The sequence below is a fragment of the Streptomyces viridosporus genome (assembly GCF_002078235.1).
In the GTDB taxonomy this organism is placed as follows: domain Bacteria; phylum Actinomycetota; class Actinomycetes; order Streptomycetales; family Streptomycetaceae; genus Streptomyces; species Streptomyces viridosporus.
This window is the reverse complement of the sequence record NZ_MSGP01000114.1, coordinates 1-20,560: the sequence shown is the minus strand read 5'-3', so window position 1 is coordinate 20,560 and position 20,560 is coordinate 1. Positions and strand designations below refer to the sequence as shown.

The following is a 20,560-nucleotide window of genomic DNA, read 5'->3' as shown; positions in this document are numbered from 1 at the left end:
CCGGTGCCCTGCCCGGCGACGGGCACCGGGGCAGGATGGGAACATGAAGCTCACGAAGAAGTCGCACTCCTGCGTCCGCCTGGAGAAGGACGGCCGCACCCTCGTCCTCGACCCCGGCGGGTTCAGCGAGGAGGACGCGGCCCTCGGCGCGGACGCCGTCCTGGTCACGCACGAGCACCCCGACCACTTCGACGAGGGCCGGCTGCGCACCGCCCTGGAGGCCGACCCGGCCGCCGAGATCTGGACCCTGAAATCGGTCGCGGAGCGGATCTCGGCGGCGTTCCCCGGCCGGGTGCACACCGTCGGCCACGGCGACACCTTCACCGCCGCGGGCTTCGACGTCCAGGTCCACGGCGAACTGCACGCGGTGATCCACCCGGACATCCCGCGCGTCACCAACGTGGGCTACCTCGTCGACGGGAAGCTCTTCCACCCCGGTGACGCGCTCACCGTCCCCGACCACCCGGTCGAGACGCTGCTGCTGCCCGTCATGGCCCCCTGGAACAAGATCTCGGAGGTCATCGACTACGTCCGCGAGGTCCGGCCGCAGCGCGCCTACGACGTCCACGACGCCCTGCTCACCGACCTCGCCCGCCCGATCTACGACCGCCAGATCGGCGCCCTCGGCGGCTGCGAGCACCTGCGGCTCGCGCCCGGGGCGTCGGCCCGCCTGTGAGTCCGCGAGCTGCGGTCGAGGGGTGTCACAGGGGCCGGGTAGGTTGTGGGGCATGCGCATCGCGACCTGGAACGTGAACTCGATCACCGCCCGCCTGCCGAGGCTCCTGGCCTGGCTGGAGAGCAGCGGCACGGACGTGCTGTGCCTCCAGGAGGCCAAGGTCGCCGAGGACAGGTTCCCGGTCGAGGAGCTGCGCGAGCTGGGCTACGAGTCGGCGGTGAACGCCACCGGCCGGTGGAACGGCGTGGCGCTGCTCTCCCGCGTCGGCCTCGAGGACGTCGTCAAGGGCCTGCCCGGCGACCCCGGCTACGAGGGCTCCCGGGAACCCCGCGCCGTCTCCGCGACCTGCGGTCCGGTCCGCGTCTGGTCGGTCTACGTGCCGAACGGCCGGGAGGTGGACCACCCCCACTACGCGTACAAGCTCCAGTGGTTCGAGGCCCTGAAGGCGGCCGTGGCCGGCGACGCGGCGGGCGACCGCCCCTTCGCGGTCCTGGGCGACTACAACGTGGCCCCGACCGACGACGACGTCTACGACCGGGCCGCCTTCGAGGGCCTGACCCACGTCACCCCCGCCGAGCGCGCCGCCCTGGCCTCCCTGCGCGAGACCGGCCTGTCCGACATCGTCCCGCGCCCGCTCAAGTACGAGCACCCGTTCACGTACTGGGACTACCGCCAGCTCTGCTTCCCGAAGAACCGCGGCATGCGCATCGACCTGGTGTACGGCAACGCGCCGTTCGCCAAGGCGGTCACGGACTCCTACGTCGACCGCGAGGAGCGCAAGGGCAAGGGCGCCTCGGACCACGCGCCGGTCGTGGTGGACCTGGACCTGTAGCCCTGCGGCCACCCGCCCGGCCCGGCCCTCCCACCGGCCCGTCCGGCCCCGCGCGCCCTGTGGTGCAGAGGGCGGTACGAATGACAGGCTGGAGGTATGAACATCCCTTTCCTGGGCAACCGGCGGCAGAAGATCGGGTTTCCCGCCTCCGAGGGAATCGCGGACCTCCTCGCGGAGTGCGAACTGCTGCGCTCCCAGGCCTACCGGGCGGGTGTCCGACTGGACGACTCCCCGGCCTCGTTGGAGGCGCTGGACCAACTGGTGCCGGGCTGGCGGGACGACGAGGAGACCCTGACCTGGCTGGGCAACGACGCCGGGCTGTACCTGGGCACCGTCATCGTGCGCACCGTGCCGGGGGCCGCCTGGGAGATCCGGTCCGACGGGCAGCCCGTCGTACGGCTCGCCTCCGGACGGGAGTTCGACGTCGTGGACTGCGGACACGCATGGGCCGCCCACGGTGTGCCCGAGCTGTCGCAGCTGTACGCCGAGGTCGCGGAGGCGTGAGTCCTCCCGGTGGATCCCCGGCCAACAGCCCGGCGTAAATACGGCTAATGGCCGGAGAACGCGTGTCGCGCCGCCCGGGTGATCTTGTCCGGATACGTTGCGGCGACCACCGCACCGTCACGACAAGCAGGGGTGGGCATGGCCGTCGATCCGCTGATCGGACCGCGTGACGTCGACAAGCACTTCGGGGACCCGCACGTCCCGCGGGACGTCGGCCCCGCCACGGGCGGGGACTTCCTCCCCGGGCCCCTCCAACGCTGAGCGGGATGACGCCCGCGGGACCGCCCGTCCGGACCTCGACTAGGATGTTCCCTCCGTCCCGGTGGGGGAGGGGACCTCGCCACAGGGGCGGGGACGCCACCGCCGGGAGGGGTCCACCGCCCCCCGGCCCGCGGGGAGCGGCGGTTCACATCGGCCAGTCCCGTCCGGCGGCAGCCGGAGATCACTGCTCGCGTGACGGACCCGACCCGCAGGACGGGTCCTCCGACGGCGAGGAGAAGGTCAGCTGCGCGCCGGACGGGTTGCGCTCGATGCAGGCCCGACGCGAGGGCGCACAGCGCCCGTCAGGGCGCCCGGTGCGAGGTGCGCGGAGCGGCGGGGGCGGGCAGCGGGGTCTGGGCCGCCCGGGTCACGTCCGCGACCAGTTCGACCACATCGGGGCCGTACGCCTGCGAGTTGACCACCTTCAGCAGCAGGACGAAGGAGCCGGAGCCGTGCTTGCGGGCCAGCCGCTCGTGGTGGCGGGCGAGATAGCGGGTGGCGGCCTGGTTGGTGATCGCGCGCTGGCCGCAGAACAGGAACACCGGCCGGGTGCCGCGCCGTTCACCGGCGGTCAGCCGGGCCAGCAGGACGTACTCGGTGACGCCCGGGTCCATGCGGTAGCGCTCGGTGCCGATCTGGAAGGCGCCCCGGTCCGGTCCCGGCTCCGGGTCGACGTTGACCCGCACGCCCGGCAGCATCGCCGCCATGTGGGCCACCATCCGCCGGTTCGAGCCCGGACCGCCCACGCAGAACTCGGTCCGCTCGCCGAACCCCTGGTGCACCGCGTCCTGCGTCACCATCTGGACGTGCGCCCCGCAGTCCTTGATCAGCGCGGACAGCTCCAGCAGCGCGAACACGTCGAAGCGGTGCACCGCGAGCTCCGCCGTGGCCGGGTCGCGGTTGACGACGAGCAGCGACTCGGAGTTCTCCGGCAGCCCGAAGAACGCCTGCTTGCGCCGGAGCCTGCGCTTCCACAGATAGGTGCGGGCCAACCAGCCCAACGCGGCGCTGATGCCGGCGGCCACCACGCCCAGAACGATGTTGCGCACGTCGTCAGTCATGGGCGCGCATGGTAGCGGGCTCGCACAAACTCGTGTTCGACACCCGGTCCGGGAGCACGGCCGGAGATCCGCGGCGGCACGCCCCGGGCGATTCCTGACGGGGCCATGCTGACTGGATTAAGCTGCCAGAACGGCCTGACACCGGAGGTGCGGATGCGTCGTCCTGTCGTTCGGAAACTGGTGGTCCCGGCGGTCTGCGCCGCGGTGGTCTCGGTGGGGGCGGCGGCACCCCCCGCCGCTCCGCACGGCGCGTCCGACGACCGCGCCCCCAAGGTCCCGGTCGCCGTCGGGTACGGCGGCGCGGTCTCCAGCGTCGATCCCGACGCCTCCGCCGTCGGGATCGAGATCCTGAGGAAGGGCGGCAACGCCGTCGACGCGGCCGTCGCCACCGCCGCCGCGCTCGGCGTCACCGAGCCCTACTCGGCCGGCATCGGTGGAGGCGGCTACTTCGTCCATTACGACGCCCGCTCCCGCACCGTGCACACCCTCGACGGCCGCGAGACCGCCCCGCTGACCGCCGACTCCGGCCTGTTCCTGGAGAACGGTGCGCCGATCCCCTTCGCCGAGGCCGTCAGCAGCGGTCTCGCCGTCGGCACCCCGGGCACGCCCGCCACCTGGCAGCGCGCGCTCGACGCCTGGGGCAGCAGGAAACTCGGGACGGTCCTGGAGCCCGCCGAGCGGCTCGCCCGCGACGGCTTCACCGTCGACGAGACCTTCCGCGCGCAGACCGCCGCCAACGAGACCCGCTTCCGCCACTTCCCCGACACCGCCGAGCTGTTCCTGCCGGGCGGCGAACTCCCGGCCGTCGGCTCCGTCCTCAAGAACCCCGACCTGGCCCGCACCTACGCCGAGCTGCGCCGCAAGGGCGTCGACGCGCTGTACCGGGGCGACATCGGACGGGACATCGTCAACACGGTGAACAAGCCGCCGGTGGACCCCGGCTCCGGCTGGAACGCCCGCCCCGGCGACCTGTCCGCCCGCGACCTCGCCGCCTACCGCGCCAAGTTCCAGCCGCCCACGAAGACCTCGTACCGGGGCCTGGACGTCTACTCCATCGCGCCGTCCTCCTCCGGCGGCACCACGGTCGGCCAGGCCCTCAACATCCTGGAACGGACCGACCTCTCCAGGGCGAGCGACGTCCGGTACCTGCACCGCCTCATCGAGGCGAGCCGCATCGCGTTCGCGGACCGCGGGCGCTGGGTCGGCGACCCCGCCTTCGAGGACGTGCCGACGAAGGAGCTGCTCTCGCAGCGGTTCGCCGACTCGCGCGAGTGCCTGATCAAGGACGAAGCCGTCCTCACCAGCCCGCTCGCCCCCGGCGATCCGCGCGACCCGCGGCCCTGCGCGAGGGGCGGCACGGCGGCCCCGACGACGTACGAGGGCGAGAGCACCACACACCTCACCACCGCCGACCGGTGGGGCAACGTCGTCGCCTACACCCTCACCATCGAGCAGACCGGAGGCAGCGGCATCACCGTGCCCGGCCGCGGGTTCCTGCTCAACAACGAGCTGACCGACTTCTCCTTCGCCCCGGCGAACCCGGCCGTGCACGACCCGAACCTGCCGGGCCCCGGCAAGCGGCCCCGGTCCTCGATCTCCCCGACGATCGTGCTCGACCGGCACGACCGGCCGGTGGTGGCCCTCGGCTCGCCCGGCGGCGCCACCATCGTCACCACCGTGCTGCAGACCCTCACCGGCTTCCTCGACCGCGGACTGCCCCTGGTCGACGCGATCGCCGCGCCGCGCGCCAGCCAGCGCAACACGGAGCGGACGGAGCTCGAACCCGGCCTGTACGACAGCGCCCTGCGGCAGCGTCTGGAGGCCGTCGGGCACGCCTTCCGGGAGAACCCGGAGATCGGCGCGACCACGGGCGTCCAGCGCCTGCCGGGCGGCCAGTGGCTCGCGGCGGCGGAGAAGGTCCGCAGGGGCGGCGGCTCGGCGATGGTGGTGCGTCCGGCGCGGTAGGCGTCCCCGCGGCGCAGCGGCACACCGTCCGCGCACGGAGCGGCGCCCCGGCGAATTCGCCGGGGCGCCGCTCCGCGCGCCCGTTCACAGCTCGGCGGTCGGCGTCTCCTGGGTGCGGAAGACGAGCCTGCCGTCCTGCGCGTCCACCGTCACCCGGCCGCCCTCCCGGACCCGGCCGTCCAGGAGCAGCCGGGAGAGCTGGTTGTCGACCTCCCGCTGGATGGTGCGGCGCAGCGGCCGGGCGCCGTACTCGGGCTGGTAGCCGCGCTCGGCCAGCCAGTCCACGGCCGCGTCGGTGAACTCGGCCGAGATCCCCTGGCCCTTCAGCCCGCGCCGGGTGCTCTCCAGCAGCAAGTCGGTGATCTGCCGCAGTTCCCGGGCGGTCAGCTGGCGGAAGACCACGATCTCGTCGATCCGGTTGAGGAACTCGGGCCGGAAGTGCTCCCGCAGCGGCCGCATGACCTGCTCGCGCCGCGCCTCCTCGTCCGCGTCCGCGCCGCCGGACGCGAAGCCCAGCGTCGCTCCGCGCCGGGTGATCACCTCGGAGCCGAGGTTGCTGGTCATCACGATGACGGTGTGGGTGAAGTCCACCGTCCGGCCCTGCGCGTCGGTCAGCCGACCGTCGTCGAGGACCTGGAGCAGGATGTTGAAGACGTCCGGGTGTGCCTTCTCCACCTCGTCGAGCAGGAGCAGCGAGTACGGGTACCGGCGCACCACCTCGGTCAGTTGCCCGGCCTCCTCGTGCCCCACGTACCCGGGCGGGGCGCCGACCAGCCTGCTGACCGTGTGCCGCTCCTGGTACTCGCTCATGTCCAGGCGCACCATCCGGTCCTCGCTGCCGAACAGCGCCTCGGCGAGCGCCCGGGCCAGCTCCGTCTTGCCGACGCCGGTCGGCCCGAGGAACAGGAAGCTGCCGATCGGCCGGTCGGGGCTGGCCAGGCCCGCGCGGGAGCGCAGCACCGCGTCCGAGACGACGCGCACCGCCTCGTCCTGGCCGACGACCCGCCGGTGCAGGTGCTGCTCCAGGCCCAGCAGCCGGTCCTTCTCCTCCTCGGTGAGGCGGCTGACCGGGATGCCGGTCTGCCGGGACACCACCTCGGCGATCGCCTCGGCGTCCACCCACAGGCTCTGCCCCTCGTCCACCTCGCCGTCCTCGTCGGCCCGGGCGATCCGCTGCTTCAGTTCCACGATGCGGTCCCGCAACTGCGTGGCCTGTTCGTACTGCTCGTCGGCGACCGCCTGGTCCTTGTCGCGGGTCAGCTGCTCGACCTCGTGCTCCATGGCCCGTACGTCGGTGCCCTTGGTGCGGGACCGCAGCCGTACCCGGGCGCCGGCCTGGTCGATGAGGTCGATGGCCTTGTCCGGCAGGCGGCGCTCGCTCAGATGGCGGTCGGACAGCTCCACGGCCGCCACCAGCGCCTCGTCGGTGTAGCGGACCTGGTGGTGGGCCTCGTACCGGTCCACCAGCCCGCGCAGGATCTCGATCGTGTCGGCGGGGGTCGGCTCCGGCACCAGGATCGGCTGGAAACGGCGGGCCAGCGCCGCGTCCTTCTCGATCCGGCGGTACTCCTCCAGCGTGGTCGCGCCCACGATGTGCAGCTCGCCGCGGGCCAGGGCCGGCTTGAGGATGTTGCCGGCGTCCAGCGAGCCGCTCTCGCCGCCGCCCCCGGCACCGACGACGGTGTGCAGCTCGTCGATGAAGATGATCAGCCGGTCGGAGTGGGCGCGGATCTCCTCGACGATGGAGTTCATCCGCTCCTCGAAGTCGCCCCGGTAGCGGGTCCCGGCGACCACGCCCGTCAGGTCCAGGGCGACCACCCGCCGTCCGAGGAGCACGTCGGGCACGTCCCCCTCGGTGATCCGCTGGGCCAGTCCCTCCACGACGGCGGTCTTGCCGACGCCCGCGTCACCGATCAGCACCGGGTTGTTCTTGCCGCGCCGGGAGAGCACCTCGACGGTCTGCTCGATCTCCTGCTCCCGTCCGATCACCGGGTCGATGCGGCCCTCACGGGCCAGCTCGGTGAGGTCGCGGCCGTACTTGTCCAGGGTCGGCGTGCCCGTCGCGGGGCGCGGCCGTTCGACGCGGGGCGGCGCGGCCTCCGGTGCCTCCGGCGGGCCGGGGGGCGTGAACCGAGCCGCGTTGAGGATGTGCCCGGCGGCCGAGTCGGGGTTGGCGGCCAGGGCGCTGAGCACGTGCTCCGGGCCGATGTAGCCGGTGCCGCTGGCCCGGGCCATCTCGTGGGCGTCCAGCAGGGCCCGTTTGACGGCGGGGGTCAGGGACAGCGAGGTCGGCGGCGGGGCGTCACCGGGCCCGTACTGGACCGGCCCCGAGCGGTCGTCGATCTGCGACGCCAGGGAGTCGGGGTCCGCGCCCGCCCGGCTGAGCAGACTCCGGGTCGGCTCGGCGGCGAGGGCGGCGCGCAGCAGGTGCTGGGTGTCCAGGTCCCGGCTGCCGTGCTCGGCGGCGTACTGGGCGGCGCCGCGCACCAGTTCCCGGGCCGGCTGGCTGAGCAGCCTGCCGAGGTCGATCTGGCGAGGGCGAGGTCCGCCGAAGAAGCGCGCGAGGAATTCTGCGAAAGGGTCACCCTCCGGGCCGATGAAACCACTCGTCATCGTCATCCGTTCCTTCGCTGGTGGACGTGCCGGGGACGGGTAACCCGGTCCGGGCTCGCTCATGCCACGATGACACGTTCCGTTCCGGCGGGCATGTCCGGGAAGGCCGCGCAACGGCTCCCCCTGGGGCCGCCGCACCGATCCCGGTGCGGCGGCCCCAGGGGGAGCCGACGGGTGCGCTCAGTCGGCTTCGCGCGCCGTGAGGACGCGCGGTCCCGCCCGTGTGATCGCCACGGTGTGTTCCGCGTGGGCCGCGCGGGATCCGTCGTCCGTGCGGAGCGTCCAGCCGTCCGGAGCCGCGTGGAAGCCGTCGGTGCCGCCGCCGATGACCATGGGCTCGATGGCGAGGACCATGCCGTGCCGCAGGGGCATGCCCCGGCCCGGCCGGCCCTCGTTCGGCACGGCCGGGTCCTCGTGCATGCGGCGGCCGATGCCGTGGCCCCCGAAGCCGTCCGGGATGCCGTAGCCCGCCGCACGGCACACCGTGCCGATGGCGTGGGCGATGTCGCCGATGCGGTTGCCGACGACGGCCGCCCCGATCCCCGCCGCGAGGGCCCGTTCGACGGTCTCGATCAGCCGTACGTCGGCCGGGCGCGCGGTGCCCACGGTGAAACTGACGGCGGAGTCGCCGACCCAGCCGCCCAGCTCGGCGCCGAAGTCGGCGGAGACCAGGTCCCCGTCGCGCAGCCGGTAGTCGTTCGGGACGCCGTGCACGATCGCGTCGTTGACGGAGACGCAGAGCACGGCGGGGAAGGGCGTCGGCGCGAAGGAGGGCCGGTAGCCCAGGAAGGGCGAGGTCGCGCCCGCCCCGCGCAGCACCTCCCGTGCCACCTCGTCCAGTTCCAGCAGGGAGACGCCCACGTCCGCGGCTTTCCGTACGGCCGTCAGCGCGCTCGCGACGACCCGGCCCGCCGTGTGCATGGCATCGATCGATGTATCGGTCTTCAGCTCCACCATGCCAATTACTATACCGGTATTAGAATGGGTGCCATGGTGCGCACCCCCTTGACCCCCGAAGAGCGCGAACGCGGCGAGCGGCTCGGCCGGCTGCTGCGCGAGGCGCGCGGCGACCGCAGCATGACGGAGGTCGCGGCCCGCGCCGGGATCTCCCCGGAGACCCTCCGGAAGATCGAGACCGGGCGGGCCCCGACCCCGGCGTTCTTCACCGTGGCCGCGCTGGTCGGCGTGCTCGGCCTGTCGATGGACGAGCTGGCGGGGCGCTGCGCGCCGAGCGCCTCGGACGTGCCGGGCACGTCGGCCGCCGCTTAGGGCCTGCCCGGCGGATCGGGGTGGGGGATGCCGGCGCCGACGGGGCACCGCCGGCGCCGCGGGCGGGCCCGCCCGGCCCCGCGCGTCCGCCGCGCGATCCGCCGGGCGGGCCCCGACCCCGCCCGGCTCGTCCCGCTGCCCCTCGGGGCGGCCCGGGACGTCTCGGGGGAACGCCACCGGGACCTGCCGCACGCCCCGCCCGTCGCCGGACCCACCGCCCGACCGGACCCGCCGCCGGCGTCCCGCCCTTCCCACCGGCACCACGACTCACCCACCGGGGTGTGAAACGAGATCGACTCCGCGGTCTCGACGACGATGGTCTTGGCAAGGCCGCCCGAGAGGCATACGTTCGTCCCTCTACGACCGTTTCTACGGGCGTAGAGGCGCTGACGTCGCGTCGAAGGAGCAGCTCATGGCCAACGTCGTACGTGCCGCTCTCGTCCAGGCCACCTGGACCGGCGACACCGAGTCCATGCTGGCGAAGCACGAGGAGCACGCCCGTGAGGCGGCCCGGCAGGGCGCGAGGATCATCGGTTTCCAGGAAGTCTTCAACTCCCCCTACTTCTGCCAGGTCCAGGACCCCGAGCACTACCGCTGGGCCGAACCCGTGCCCGACGGGCCGACCGTCCGGCGGATGCGGGAACTGGCCCGCGAGACCGGCATGGTGATCGTCGTGCCGGTGTTCGAGGTCGAGCAGTCGGGCTTCTACTACAACACCGCCGCGGTGATCGACGCCGACGGCACCGTCCTCGGCAAGTACCGCAAGCACCACATCCCGCAGGTCAAGGGCTTCTGGGAGAAGTTCTACTTCCGGCCCGGCAACCTCGGCTGGCCGGTCTTCGACACCGCCGTCGGCAAGGTCGGCGTCTACATCTGCTACGACCGCCACTTCCCCGAGGGATGGCGGCAACTCGGCATCAACGGAGCCCAGTTGGTGTACAACCCGTCCGCCACCCACCGCGGCCTGTCGTCCCACCTGTGGCGGCTGGAGCAGCCGGCGGCGGCCGTCGCCAACGAGTACTTCGTCGCCGCGATCAACCGCGTGGGCCAGGAGGAGTACGGGGACAACGACTTCTACGGGACCTCCTACTTCGTCGATCCGCGCGGACAGTTCGTCGGTGACGTCGCCAGCGACAGCAAGGAGGAACTCGTGGTCCGGGACCTGGACCTCGACCTCATCGAGGAAGTGCGGCAGCAGTGGGCCTTCTACCGCGACCGCCGCCCCGACGCCTACGAAGGACTGGTGCAGCCGTGACCGACGACCTGCTGGGCCGCCACCGCTCCGTGCTCCCGGACTGGCTCGCCCTCTACTACGACGAGCCCCTCGAGATCACCCACGGCGAGGGCCGCCACGTCTGGGACTCCGACGGCAACCGCTACCTCGACTTCTTCGGCGGCATCCTCACCACCATGACCGCCCACGCCCTGCCCGAGGTGACCAAGGCGGTCGGCGAGCAGGCCGGGCGGATCCTGCACTCCTCCACCCTCTACCTCAACCGGCCGATGGTGGAACTCGCCGAACGCGTCGCCCACTTGAGCGGCATCCCGGACGCCCGGGTGTTCTTCACCACCTCCGGCACCGAGGCCAACGACACCGCCCTGCTGCTCGCCACCACCTACCGGCGCGCCAACACGGTCCTGGCGATGCGCAACAGCTACCACGGCCGCTCCTTCAGCGCCGTCGGCATTACCGGCAACCGCGGCTGGTCGCCGACCTCGCTGTCCCCGCTGCAGACCCTGTACGTCCACGGCGGCGTGCGCACCCGCGGCCCGTTCGCCTCCCTCGACGACCACGACTTCGTCGCGGCCTGCGTCGACGACCTGAAGGACCTGCTGGGGCACACGCGTCCGCCCGCCGCGCTGATCGCCGAGCCGATCCAAGGTGTCGGTGGCTTCACCTCGCCGCCCGACGGGCTGTACGCGGCCTTCCGCGAGGTGCTGCACGAACGGGGCGTCCTGTGGATCGCCGACGAGGTGCAGACCGGCTGGGGCCGCACCGGCGAACACTTCTGGGGCTGGCAGGCGCACGGCCGCAACGGCCCGCCCGACATCGTGACCTTCGCCAAGGGCATCGGCAACGGCATGTCCATCGGCGGCGTCATCGCCCGCTCCGAAATCATGAACTGCCTGGACGCCAACAGCATCTCGACGTTCGGCGGCACCCAGATCACCATGGCGGCGGGCCTGGCCAACCTCACCTACCTGCTGGAACACGACCTCCAGGGCAACGCCCGCCGGGTCGGCGGGCTGCTCATCGAGCGGCTGCGGGCCGTCGCCGCCCAGGTCCCGGCGGTACGGGAGGTGCGCGGGCGCGGACTGATGATCGGCATCGAGCTGACGAAGCCCGGCACCGACGAGGCGTACCCCGAGGCGGCGTCCGCCGTCCTCGAGGCGGCCCGCGCGGGCGGTCTGCTCATCGGCAAGGGCGGCGGGCACGACACCAGCGCCCTGCGCATCGCCCCGCCGCTCACCCTCAACGTCGCGGAGGCCGAGGAGGGCGCCGCGATCCTCGAACGCGCTCTGCGGAGCATCCCGTAGCGGTACACCGACCAGAGGGACGCTGCCATGACCCGCCACTTCCCGGAGGACCGGCGGGCGATGGGGCTCGCGGGCGCCGAGACCGTCTTCGACCCGTCGGCGACCTCGCGCGGGCTCTCCGGCCACCTGTGGCGGCTGGAGCAGCCGGCGGCGGCCGTCACCGGCGAGTACTTCGCCGGCGCGATCAACCGGGTCGGCGGCGAGGAGCCCGACGACGACGACTTCTACGGCACCAGCCACTTCGCCGGCCCCGAGGCCCGGTCCGTCGGCGAGGTGGCGAGCGACAAGGAGACCGAACCCGTCGTGCGCGACCCGGACCCGGCCGAGCCGCGCGAGGTCCGCGACCGCCGGCGGTTCCACCGCGACCCGGCGCCCGGCGCCCGCACGCCGCTGACCGCGCCCTGACAGCACCGACCACGGCAGGAGAGGGAGCAGCATGAGCAGCCGTACCGTCATCCGTGGTGGCCTCGTCGTCACCGCCTCCGACGAGGTCCACGCCGACGTCCTGATCGAGGACGGCCGCATCGCCGCCCTCGCCGCTTCCGGCACCCCGGCCGCCGGGGCCTTCACCGCCGACCGGACCATCGACGCCACCGGGAAGTACGTCATCCCGGGCGGCGTCGACGTCCACACCCACATGGAGCTGCCCTTCGGGGGCACCTTCGCCTCCGACACCTTCGAGACCGGCACCCGGGCCGCCGCCTGGGGCGGCACCACCACCGTCGTCGACTTCGCCGTGCAGAGCGTCGGCCGCTCCCTGCGCGAGGGCCTGGACGCCTGGCACGCCAAGGCCGAGGGCAACTGCGCCATCGACTACGGCTTCCACATGATCGTCTCGGACGTGAACGCCGAGACGCTGAAGGAAATGGACCTCCTGGTGGAAGAAGGGGTCACGTCCTTCAAGCAGTTCATGGCGTACCCAGGGGTCTTCTACTCCGACGACGGCCAGATCCTGCGCGCCATGCAGCGCTCCGCCGAGAACGGCGGGCTGATCATGATGCACGCCGAGAACGGCATCGCCATCGACGTGCTCGTCGAGCAGGCGCTGGCCCGCGGCGAGACCGACCCGCGCCACCACGGCGAGGTCCGCAAGGCCCTGCTGGAGGCCGAGGCCACCCACCGCGCCATCCGGCTCGCGCAGGTCGCGGGTGCCCCGCTGTACGTCGTGCACGTCTCCGCGGGGGAAGCCGTCGCCGAGCTGGCCCGGGCCCGCGACGAGGGCCGACACGTCTTCGGCGAGACCTGCCCGCAGTACCTGTTCCTGTCCGCGGACAACCTCGCCGAGCCGGACTTCGAGGGCGCCAAGTACGTGTGCAGCACGCCGCTGAGGCCGCGCGAACACCAGGCGCACCTGTGGAGGGGCCTGCGCACCAACGACCTGCAGGTGGTCTCCACCGACCACTGCCCCTTCTGCTTCGTCGGGCAGAAGGAACTCGGCCGGGGCGACTTCTCCAGGATCCCCAACGGTCTGCCGGGCGTCGAGAACCGCATGGACCTGCTGCACCAGGCCGTCCTCGACGGGCACATCTCCCGGCGCCGCTGGATCGAGATCGCCTGCGCCACCCCGGCCCGGATGTTCGGCCTGTACCCGAAGAAGGGCACCCTCGCGCCGGGCGCCGACGCCGACGTCGTGATCTACGACCCGCACGCCGAGCAGGTCATGTCCGCCGGGACCCACCACATGAACGTCGACTACTCGGCCTACGAGGGCAAGCGGGTCACCGGCCGCGTCGAGACCGTCCTCTCGCGCGGCGAACCCGTCATCACCGAGCGGGAGTACACCGGCCGCGCCGGGCACGGCGTCTACACCCCGCGGTCCACCTGCCAGTACCTCGACTAGGAGCGGTGCTCATGGACTTCGGACTCGTTCTGCAGACCGACCCGCCGGCCTCGCGGGTCGTCGACCTGATGAAGCGCGCCGAGCGGTGCGGCTTCACCCACGGCTGGACCTTCGACTCCGCCGTACTGTGGCAGGAGCCGTTCGTGATCTACAGTCAGATCCTGGCCAATACCACCGGGTTGAGGGTCGGCCCGATGGTCACCAACCCGGGCACCCGCACCTGGGAGGTCACCGCCTCCACCTTCGCCACCCTCAACGACATGTTCGGCAACCGCACCGTCTGCGGCATCGGCCGCGGCGACTCCGCGATGCGCGTCGCCGGACGCAAACCCGACACGCTGGCCCGCCTGGGCGAGGCGATCGACGTGATCCGCGACCTCGCCGAGGGGCGCGAGGCCGAGGTCGACGGGCAGCCGCTGCGGATCCCGTGGGTGCGGGACGGGAAACTGCCCGTCTGGATGGCGGCGTACGGGCCGAAGGCGCTCGCCCTCGCCGGACGGAAGGCCGACGGCTTCATCCTCCAGCTCGCCGACCCCTACCTGACCGAGTGGATGGTGAAGGCCGTACGCGCCGCGGCCGCGGAGGCGGGGCGCGACCCGGGCTCCGTCACCGTCTGCGTCGCCGCTCCGGCGTACGTCGGCGACGACCCGGCGCACGCCCGCGAGCAGTGCCGCTGGTTCGGCGGCATGGTCGGCAACCACGTCGCGGACCTGGTCGCCCGCTACGGCGAGCACTCGGACCTGGTCCCCGAGGCGCTGACGTCGTACATCAAGGAACGGCACGGCTACGACTACAGCCACCACGGGCGGGCCGGCAACCCGTCCACGGACTTCGTCCCCGACGAGATCGTCGACCGGTTCTGCCTGCTCGGCCCGGCCGAGGCGCACATCGAGAAGCTGAAGGCGTTGCGCGAGCTGGGGGTGGACCAGTTCGCCGTGTACGCCATGCACGACGCGCAGGAAGCGACGATCGACGCGTACGGCGCGGAGATCATCCCGGCACTCGACCGCTGACCGGTACCTCTGCCGAAGGGCACGCCCATGACCGCGACCGTCCCGCCCGTGCCACCCGAGGGCCCCGTGCCCGAATCGGTTTCCGCACCGGCGCCCTGATCACCGGTGTCGTCGGCGTGCTGATCATGCCGTGGAAGCTCACCGGGACGCCCGAGCCGTACATCTTCACCTGGCTCGGCCTGGTCGGAGGGATGCTGGGCACCGTCGCCGGGATCCTCATCGCCGACTACTGGCTGGTGCGCCGCACCGCCCTGGACCTGCCCGCCCTGTACACGCCCGGCGGACGCTCCTGGTACACCTCCGGCTGGAACCTGCGCGCCGTCGCCGCCTTCCTGGTCGGCGGGGTGCTCGCGCTGGGCGGCTCCCACTCGGCCTCGGGGAAGGGTCCCTTCCCCGAGGCCGGGCTGATCCCCTTCCTGAAGCCCCTCGCGGACTACGGCTGGGCGGTGGGGATGGCGGCGTCGCTCGTCGTGTACGTCGCGCTGGTGGCGGGCCGCCGGCGGGCGTGAGCGCGCCCGCGCCTACCGGGCCGTGCCGAAGTTCTGGGTCCAGTAGGAGTTGGGCTGCGCGAGACCGACACCGATCTCCTCGAACGCGCAGTTGAGGATGTTCTCCTTGTGGCCGGGGCTGTCCATCCAGCCGGCCATCACCTGCGCGGGAGTGGAGTAGCCGTAGGCGACGTTCTCGCCGTAGGTGCTCCAGTTGTAGCCGGCGCGGGTGATGCGGTCGGCGGGGGAGGACCCGTCCGAGCCGGTGTGCGACATGGTGCGGCTCGCCGCCATGTCCTCGCTGTGCTTCTGCGCGGCCTCGGTCAGGGTGGCGTTCACCTTCACCGGGGAGCAACCGGCCTTGCTCCGCTCGGCGTTGACGAGTTCCACGACCTCGGCGACGGCTCCGGAGGCCTCGGTGCCGCCCGTCGCGGCGGGGCTCGGAGCGCCGGCGGTGGGCTCGGGCGCGGCGGTGGTGGGCTTCGGGGCCGTGGCGGAGGGCTTCGGCGCGGTGGTGGGCTTCGAGGCCGTGGTGGAGGGCTTCGGCGCCGTGGTGGAGGGCCTGGAGGCGGATGCCTCGACAGCCGTCTTCTTCGACTTGTACGACGGCTCGGCGCTGCCGTGCTTCGGTGTGCCGTCCTTGGAAGGGCTCGCGGTGGCGGCCGGCGTGTCCGACGGTGCCGCCGTGGCCCCGCCGTGCTCACTGTTCCACCGGTGGTACCGGTCGGCGCCGGCCCACCTGTCCTCGGCCGCGGCCGGGGCGGCGGTGCCCCGGTCCTGCCGCTGCCCGCTGCCGGGCCAGTCGGTACAGGCCATGGCGACCGAGGGTATGCCTATGACGCCCAGGGCGGCTGCTGCGACGACCGTCCGCCGGTACTTCTTCTGCTGGCGATGCTTTCCCATGAGTGACCTCACCCCTGCTGTCCGGAGGCTGGTCATTCTTGGGACGGCCCGGCGCCGGGCGCAAAGGGCCGCATTACTACTGCGCCTCGTAGGAGCGCGGGGACCTTGCGGCGGGCGGGAGAGCATGCCTCCCCGCTCGTGACGAGCACCCCGGTGCTCCTGCTGCCCCGTCAGGAGTCCCCGCACGGTGAGAGAACCGGGGCTCCCGGCTCCCGGCCGGATCACCACCCGTCCCGGCCCGTTCCGCGGTCACACCAAGACGGACAAATCCCTTATGTCGCCGGAGCGGGTTCTACTAATCGGCCTGCATAGATCGGGGAAACGGTGTGACGGATGTCATGGAACCAAGGATTCCGGATCGGCGTCGGGGCCGGGAGCCCGTCCGCGGGGCCCCGGGCGGTGGCCGGAGCGTTCCGGGTCCGGAGCCCGGGCCGGGGCGGGCGGCCCCGGTGGGCCCCGGGGGCGGCCGGGTCAGCCCCGCCCGTCCTCCAGGGCCGCCATGGCCTCCTTGGCGGCCTTGATGGCGCCCTTGTTGATCTCGTCCGTGCCCGGTGCCTTCTTCGACTCGAAGTCGCTGCCGTTGTAGGTCACGATCACCAGCGCGTTGGAGGCCCGGGCCACCACCACGCCCTCCCGGGTCTCCTGCTTGTCCTCGGTGGCCAGGTTCACCACGGAGTACGCGACGTCACCGAGCCCGGGGACGGCGCCCCCGCCGCTCTTGTCCTTCAGGCGGCTCTCGTACGACCGTTCCGCCGCCTCGTCCGACTCCAGCACCTCGAAGGACACGTCGAGCCAGCGGTACTCGTAGCCCTCGAGCGCGTTCCAGGAGCAGGTGCGGCGCAGCTCGGTGTCCGTGGACGGGATCTCCTTGCCGGCCGTCTTGGCGCCCGGCACGAGGGACTTGATGGTCTTCTCCGCCAGCGCGGTGCACGGCGCGGGGGCGGCGGGGTAGGTCTTCGCCGCCTGGGTCGCCGACGGTTCGGAGGTGGACCGGTTCTCCGTCTTCTGCGGGGGCTTCTCGTTCTCGGCGGCCTGCGGCGCGGTCGACGGGCCGGAGGACAACGCCCAGCCCGCCGCGGCGAGGACGACCACCGGGGACAGGCGTGCGGTCAGGGTGAGCGGCAGGGGCAAGGAACGCACGGCGCACTTCTCGTGGGGGATGGTGCGGAGGGGGTCCGCACAGCGGACGGGAGGCCAGTGTCACACGCATTGTTGTGGTGCGGAAGGGCCAACTCGCTCCGTAGGCGGGCGGTGACGGGGGTGTACCACCGGACGGTTTCGTTCGGCGTGTTTCGGCAGGACAAGCGGGACAAGGGGGACTTGCCCGCGAGGGGCGCTCCGCGGGGCGCGCCGGGCGGGGAGGGTTCCGGGCGGGACGGTGATGCGGCAGTGTGGTGGGCGGAAGTGACGCGCGCTCAGATGCCGGAGGACGACGAAAGGCGTTGCATGCCCACCGTGCCCGGTCGGTTCCTGCCGTTGTACCTGCGTCTGATCCGCACCAACCGGCGGTACGTCACCGCCCGGGGAGCGGAACGGCACCTGCGGCAGCGCGTGCTGAGGCCCCCCGCGTACGGTCCGCCGCGGCGACTGCGCGCGGACGTCTCGGTCCGTGTCGAGCGGTGGCGGGGCTGGCCCGTCTACACCCTCGCCCCCGCCGCCGGTCGCGCGAGCGGCGGCACGGTGTACGTGCACGGGGGCGCGTGGGTGAACGAAATCGTGCCTCAACACTGGCAGTTGGCCGCACGGATCGCCGCACGGGCGCGTACCCACGTCGTCGTCCCGATCTATCCGCTGGTGCCCCACGGCACCGCCGGACACGTCGTCCCCGCGATGGCCGAGCTGGTCCTCGCCGTCCGCGGGCGGTACGGCCGGGTGTGTCTGGCGGGTGACTCGGCGGGCGGTCAGATCGCCCTGTCGGCAGCGGTCCTGCTGCGCGACGGGCACGGGACGGCGCTGCCGCGCACCGTACTCGTCTCCCCGGCCCTGGACCTGTCCTTCGGTCATCCCGGCATCGACGCCGTCCAGCCGCACGATCCCTGGCTCGCCCGCGACGGCCTGAGGGTGTTCGCCGACCTCTGGCGCGGCGACCTCGGCCTCACCGACCCGCGGGTCAGCCCGCTCGCCGCCGACCTCCGCGGGCTGGGGCCCCTGACCGTCTTCAGCGGTACCCGCGACATCCTCAATCCGGACACCCGTCTGCTCGTTCAAAAGGCCGTCGCCGCCGGCGTCGACGTCGAGTACCACGAGCGGCCGGGAGCGGTGCACGTCTTCCCCCTCACCCCCACCCGGGAGGGTGCCGCGGCCCGCGGCATCGTCGTGGACCGCCTGCGCGCGGGGCACGTCACGCCCGGCCGCGCCCGGGGTCCTTCCGACGGGTCCGTGCGGGAGGAGGGCCCGGGGACCGCGCGGCCCGCGCGTCGAGGCGGTAGCGGAGCTGCACCGCGAGGGAACCCGCCATCAGCAGGGCGGGCAGGACCGTGAAACCCAGGAGGATCGCGGTGTGCGCGCCGGTGGTTCGGGCGACCTCCTCGCCGGCCCGCGCGGCGGTGTACCCGCCGAGGGCGAGGACCGCCGAGTACAGGTACGGACCGGCCGCCGCGCCCACCGATTCCGCCGCGGTCCACACCCCCGTGTAGGCGCCGGTCCGCTCGATCTCGCTCCGGCCCGCCTCGCGGACGGCATCGGGAACCATCGAGAACGGGAAGAGCTGGAGGCCCGCGAAGCAGACCCCGAGGACGAGGGTGCACAGCACGGGTACCGCGGGACCCGCCGCGTCCCCCGCGCCCAGACCGAGGGCACCGGCGACGAAGACGGCCTGGGCCAGCAGCAGGCAGCGCTGCTTGCCCCAGCGCCGCGAGACGCGGAACCACAGGGGGGTGGTGAGCAGGGCGGGGGCCACGAACGCCGCCATCAGGACGGTGGTGAAGCCGGGCCGGTGCAGTGCGTGGCGCGTGTAGTACGGCAGACCGGCGAGGACCAGGTGGGTGGTGGTGGAGGCGAGGAGGTAGGCGAGGGTGAGGAGGCGGAACGGCGCGTTGCGGCGCAGGACGTCCCGCACCTCCGCCAGGGTCGCCCCGGGTCCCCGCCGCCCGGTGGGCGCCGCGACCGGTGCGCCCCGCGGGGCTCCGGCGGGCAGCAGGTCGCGCACCCCGCCCACGCCGACGACCTGGAAGACGGCGGTGAAGACGCCGAGGACGAGGGCCATCACCGCGTAGCGGGCGACCGAGTCGCCCTCCCCGGCCAGGAGCGGTGCCAGCGCCCCGCCGACCAGGATGCCGACCGTGAGGACCACCATGCGGAAGGAGAGCACCCGGGTCCTGCCGTGGTAACCGACCGTCATGTCGGTGGGCGTGGCGAGGTAGGGCACCTGGTACGAGGCGAAGAGGGCGTTGGCGACGACGAACCAGCCGGCGACCCAGACGGCGGCGGCCCAGGGCCGGTCGGCCACGGGGGCGGGGACCGCGAAGAGCGCGACGAAGGCCGGGGCGAGGGCGCACCCCGCCGCCAGGAGCCGCAGCCTGTTCCCGCGGCGGGCGCGTTCCCGGTCGGAGAGGGAGCCGACGAAGGGGTGCAGGACGATGTCCACGGCCTTCGGCACGAGCAGGGCGAGGCCGGCCAGCCAGGGGGCCACCCCGAGGGTGTCGGTGAGGAAGTACAGGAGCAGCAGGCCGGGGACGGTCACGTAGACGCCCATGCCGGCCGAGCCGAGCGCGTACCGCACGAGCGCGGGGCGGGGCACGTCCCCGCCGTCTTCGCCGGCCTCCCGGCCCTGCTGTCCGGGAAGGGGGACCTCGGGGCGAGCAGCGGCGTCCATTTATCCCTCACCTGTTTGATTGCGGGGTCTGCGGATCCTAGCCAGACTGGGCCGGATGAGGAAGAGCACGCAGGCACGGTCACAGACACAGCCGCAGGCGCGGGACGGGCGGCCCGCCCGGCGCGGACCGGGCAGGCCCCGGCGCGCGGAACGGGAGGGGCCCCCGACCCGTGAACTGATCCTGCGGGAGGCGACGGAGCTGTTCGCGGCACGGGGGCCGGAGGGCACCTCGCTGCGCGACATCGCGGGGCGGGTGGGCATCGACGTGTCGAGCCTGCACCACCACTTCCCCTCGAAGGACGCCCTCTACGACGCGTGCTTCGAGCGGGTGCACGAGGCGGAGCGGGCGGAGCTGGCCCCGCTCGTGGCGGAGCTCGGCCGTGCCGCGCCGCTCGGCGGGGCGCCGCTCGCCGCGGCGCTGCGCGCGCTCGCCGAAGGCTTCGTCGACTTCCTGGAGGAGCACCCGCACACCACCTTCCTGTGGCTGCGCCGATGGCTCGACCCGGTCCGCGGCACGGGCCTGGACGAGGCGTACGCGCTGCCGCTGTACGGCGAGGTCGAGCGGGTCCTGCTGGAGGCGGCCCACGCGGGGACGGTGCGGGAGGCGACCCCGCACGTCACGGTGCGCAGCCTGGTGTGGGCGGCGCACGGCCACGTCACGGCGCTGGCGGCCGCCCCTCCCGCCGGGCGGGAGCGCGAGCGCTACGAGTTCCGCGTCTGGGTGCGCCGGTTCCTGGAGGCCCTCTACGGCGCGCCGCCGGCCGCCGTAGAGGGCCTCCAGGA

At 73.1% G+C, this 20,560-nt stretch carries 17 protein-coding genes and 3 pseudogenes; 14 read left to right on the top strand and 6 right to left on the bottom strand.

Going from position 1 to position 20,560, the window contains the following annotated elements; genetic code table 11:
* The first annotated feature begins 43 nt into the window (after nt 1-43).
* The 4 genes from B7L92_RS08345 to B7L92_RS42075 all read left to right on the top strand — a co-directional run bounded on the left by B7L92_RS08345 (nt 44) and on the right by B7L92_RS42075 (nt 2,273).
* Nucleotides 44-676 carry an MBL fold metallo-hydrolase gene (locus tag B7L92_RS08345; RefSeq protein WP_081236811.1) on the top strand — a complete coding sequence of 211 codons (633 nt, stop codon included), beginning with the start codon at nt 44-46 and terminating at the stop codon, nt 674-676.
* A gap of 52 nt (nt 677-728) precedes the next feature.
* Nucleotides 729-1,508 carry an exodeoxyribonuclease III gene (locus B7L92_RS08340; RefSeq protein ID WP_081236810.1) on the top strand — a complete coding sequence of 260 codons (780 nt, stop codon included), beginning with the start codon at nt 729-731 and terminating at the stop codon, nt 1,506-1,508.
* A gap of 96 nt (nt 1,509-1,604) precedes the next feature.
* Nucleotides 1,605-2,012: a DUF6278 family protein gene (locus B7L92_RS08335; protein WP_081236809.1), complete on the top strand. Its 408-nt coding sequence runs from the start codon at nt 1,605-1,607 to the stop codon at nt 2,010-2,012.
* A gap of 138 nt (nt 2,013-2,150) precedes the next feature.
* Nucleotides 2,151-2,273: a hypothetical protein gene (locus B7L92_RS42075; RefSeq protein WP_255310811.1), complete on the top strand. Its 123-nt coding sequence runs from the start codon at nt 2,151-2,153 to the stop codon at nt 2,271-2,273.
* Nucleotides 2,274-2,575: 302 nt separating this feature from the next.
* Here the strand turns inward: B7L92_RS42075 and B7L92_RS08325 are convergent, their stop codons facing one another.
* Complete coding sequence (locus B7L92_RS08325; protein ID WP_081236807.1) at nt 2,576-3,334, bottom strand: hypothetical protein; 759 nt, start codon at nt 3,332-3,334, stop codon at nt 2,576-2,578.
* A 153-nt stretch (nt 3,335-3,487) separates the two neighbouring features.
* Between B7L92_RS08325 and ggt the strand changes: the two genes are divergently transcribed.
* The gene (ggt, locus tag B7L92_RS08320; protein ID WP_081236806.1) at nt 3,488-5,299 is read left to right on the top strand and encodes a gamma-glutamyltransferase; all 1,812 of its coding nucleotides are present in this window, start codon (nt 3,488-3,490) and stop codon (nt 5,297-5,299) included.
* 84 nt (nt 5,300-5,383) lie between these two features.
* Here the strand turns inward: ggt and B7L92_RS08315 are convergent, their stop codons facing one another.
* Together B7L92_RS08315 and map are read right to left on the bottom strand one after the other, a co-directional pair.
* Nucleotides 5,384-7,912: an ATP-dependent Clp protease ATP-binding subunit gene (locus B7L92_RS08315; protein ID WP_081236817.1), complete on the bottom strand. Its 2,529-nt coding sequence runs from the start codon at nt 7,910-7,912 to the stop codon at nt 5,384-5,386.
* 180 nt (nt 7,913-8,092) lie between these two features.
* On the bottom strand, nt 8,093-8,869 hold the full coding sequence (gene map / locus B7L92_RS08310) for a type I methionyl aminopeptidase (RefSeq protein WP_081236805.1): 777 nt from the start codon (nt 8,867-8,869) through the stop codon (nt 8,093-8,095).
* Between the two features lie 33 nt (nt 8,870-8,902).
* Between map and B7L92_RS08305 the strand changes: the two genes are divergently transcribed.
* The 7 genes and pseudogenes from B7L92_RS08305 to B7L92_RS08270 form a co-directional block, all read left to right on the top strand.
* Complete coding sequence (locus B7L92_RS08305) at nt 8,903-9,181, top strand: helix-turn-helix domain-containing protein (RefSeq protein WP_159461009.1); 279 nt, start codon at nt 8,903-8,905, stop codon at nt 9,179-9,181.
* A gap of 412 nt (nt 9,182-9,593) precedes the next feature.
* Nucleotides 9,594-10,436: a nitrilase-related carbon-nitrogen hydrolase gene (locus tag B7L92_RS08295; RefSeq protein ID WP_081236802.1), complete on the top strand. Its 843-nt coding sequence runs from the start codon at nt 9,594-9,596 to the stop codon at nt 10,434-10,436.
* On the top strand, nt 10,433-11,719 hold the full coding sequence (locus B7L92_RS08290; protein WP_081236801.1) for an aspartate aminotransferase family protein: 1,287 nt from the start codon (nt 10,433-10,435) through the stop codon (nt 11,717-11,719). The genes B7L92_RS08295 and B7L92_RS08290 overlap by 4 nt, the downstream gene beginning before the upstream one ends.
* A 33-nt stretch (nt 11,720-11,752) precedes the next feature.
* Nucleotides 11,753-12,124, top strand: a pseudogene (locus B7L92_RS08285) (nitrilase-related carbon-nitrogen hydrolase); the annotation flags it as partial.
* Between the two features lie 31 nt (nt 12,125-12,155).
* Nucleotides 12,156-13,559 carry a dihydropyrimidinase gene (gene hydA / locus B7L92_RS08280; RefSeq protein WP_081236799.1) on the top strand — a complete coding sequence of 468 codons (1,404 nt, stop codon included), beginning with the start codon at nt 12,156-12,158 and terminating at the stop codon, nt 13,557-13,559.
* An 11-nt stretch (nt 13,560-13,570) separates the two neighbouring features.
* Entirely contained in the window at nt 13,571-14,572 is a 1,002-nt protein-coding gene (locus B7L92_RS08275) for a TIGR03842 family LLM class F420-dependent oxidoreductase (protein ID WP_081236798.1), read from the top strand.
* 74 nt (nt 14,573-14,646) lie between these two features.
* A pseudogene (locus B7L92_RS08270) lies at nt 14,647-15,081 on the top strand (cytosine permease); the annotation flags it as partial.
* 12 nt (nt 15,082-15,093) lie between these two features.
* Here the strand turns inward: B7L92_RS08270 and B7L92_RS08265 are convergent.
* Nucleotides 15,094-15,963 (bottom strand): CAP domain-containing protein, encoded by an 870-nt coding sequence (locus B7L92_RS08265; RefSeq protein ID WP_081236797.1) that lies wholly within the window; start codon nt 15,961-15,963, stop codon nt 15,094-15,096.
* Between the two features lie 471 nt (nt 15,964-16,434).
* A complete protein-coding gene (locus tag B7L92_RS08260) occupies nt 16,435-17,103 on the bottom strand; it encodes a hypothetical protein (protein ID WP_081236796.1) in 669 nt (222 codons plus the stop codon).
* Nucleotides 17,104-17,382: 279 nt separating this feature from the next.
* Between B7L92_RS08260 and B7L92_RS42065 the strand changes: the two are divergent.
* Nucleotides 17,383-18,225 (top strand): annotated as a pseudogene (locus tag B7L92_RS42065) (alpha/beta hydrolase fold domain-containing protein); the annotation flags it as partial.
* Nucleotides 18,226-18,304: 79 nt separating this feature from the next.
* Here the strand turns inward: B7L92_RS42065 and B7L92_RS08250 are convergent.
* Entirely contained in the window at nt 18,305-19,777 is a 1,473-nt protein-coding gene (locus B7L92_RS08250; RefSeq protein WP_107501409.1) for an MFS transporter, read from the bottom strand.
* A 55-nt stretch (nt 19,778-19,832) separates the two neighbouring features.
* Between B7L92_RS08250 and B7L92_RS08245 the strand changes: the two genes are divergently transcribed.
* The coding region (locus B7L92_RS08245) for a TetR/AcrR family transcriptional regulator (protein WP_107501408.1) at nt 19,833-20,560 on the top strand (728 nt) is incomplete at its 3' end.

Bases quoted from the DNA above. Each gene is read 5' to 3' on its own strand.
- B7L92_RS08345 (WP_081236811.1), top strand. From the start codon at position 44: ATGAAGCTCACGAAGAAGTCGCACTCCTGCGTCCGCCTGGAGAAGGAC.
- B7L92_RS08340 (WP_081236810.1), top strand. From the start codon at position 729: ATGCGCATCGCGACCTGGAACGTGAACTCGATCACCGCCCGCCTGCCG.
- B7L92_RS08335 (WP_081236809.1), top strand. From the start codon at position 1,605: ATGAACATCCCTTTCCTGGGCAACCGGCGGCAGAAGATCGGGTTTCCC.
- B7L92_RS42075 (WP_255310811.1), top strand. From the start codon at position 2,151: ATGGCCGTCGATCCGCTGATCGGACCGCGTGACGTCGACAAGCACTTC.
- B7L92_RS08325 (WP_081236807.1), bottom strand. From the start codon at position 3,334: ATGACTGACGACGTGCGCAACATCGTTCTGGGCGTGGTGGCCGCCGGC.
- ggt (WP_081236806.1), top strand. From the start codon at position 3,488: ATGCGTCGTCCTGTCGTTCGGAAACTGGTGGTCCCGGCGGTCTGCGCC.
- B7L92_RS08315 (WP_081236817.1), bottom strand. From the start codon at position 7,912: ATGACGAGTGGTTTCATCGGCCCGGAGGGTGACCCTTTCGCAGAATTC.
- map (WP_081236805.1), bottom strand. From the start codon at position 8,869: ATGGTGGAGCTGAAGACCGATACATCGATCGATGCCATGCACACGGCG.
- B7L92_RS08305 (WP_159461009.1), top strand. From the start codon at position 8,903: ATGGTGCGCACCCCCTTGACCCCCGAAGAGCGCGAACGCGGCGAGCGG.
- B7L92_RS08295 (WP_081236802.1), top strand. From the start codon at position 9,594: ATGGCCAACGTCGTACGTGCCGCTCTCGTCCAGGCCACCTGGACCGGC.
- hydA (WP_081236799.1), top strand. From the start codon at position 12,156: ATGAGCAGCCGTACCGTCATCCGTGGTGGCCTCGTCGTCACCGCCTCC.
- B7L92_RS08275 (WP_081236798.1), top strand. From the start codon at position 13,571: ATGGACTTCGGACTCGTTCTGCAGACCGACCCGCCGGCCTCGCGGGTC.
- B7L92_RS08265 (WP_081236797.1), bottom strand. From the start codon at position 15,963: ATGGGAAAGCATCGCCAGCAGAAGAAGTACCGGCGGACGGTCGTCGCA.
- B7L92_RS08250 (WP_107501409.1), bottom strand. From the start codon at position 19,777: ATGGACGCCGCTGCTCGCCCCGAGGTCCCCCTTCCCGGACAGCAGGGC.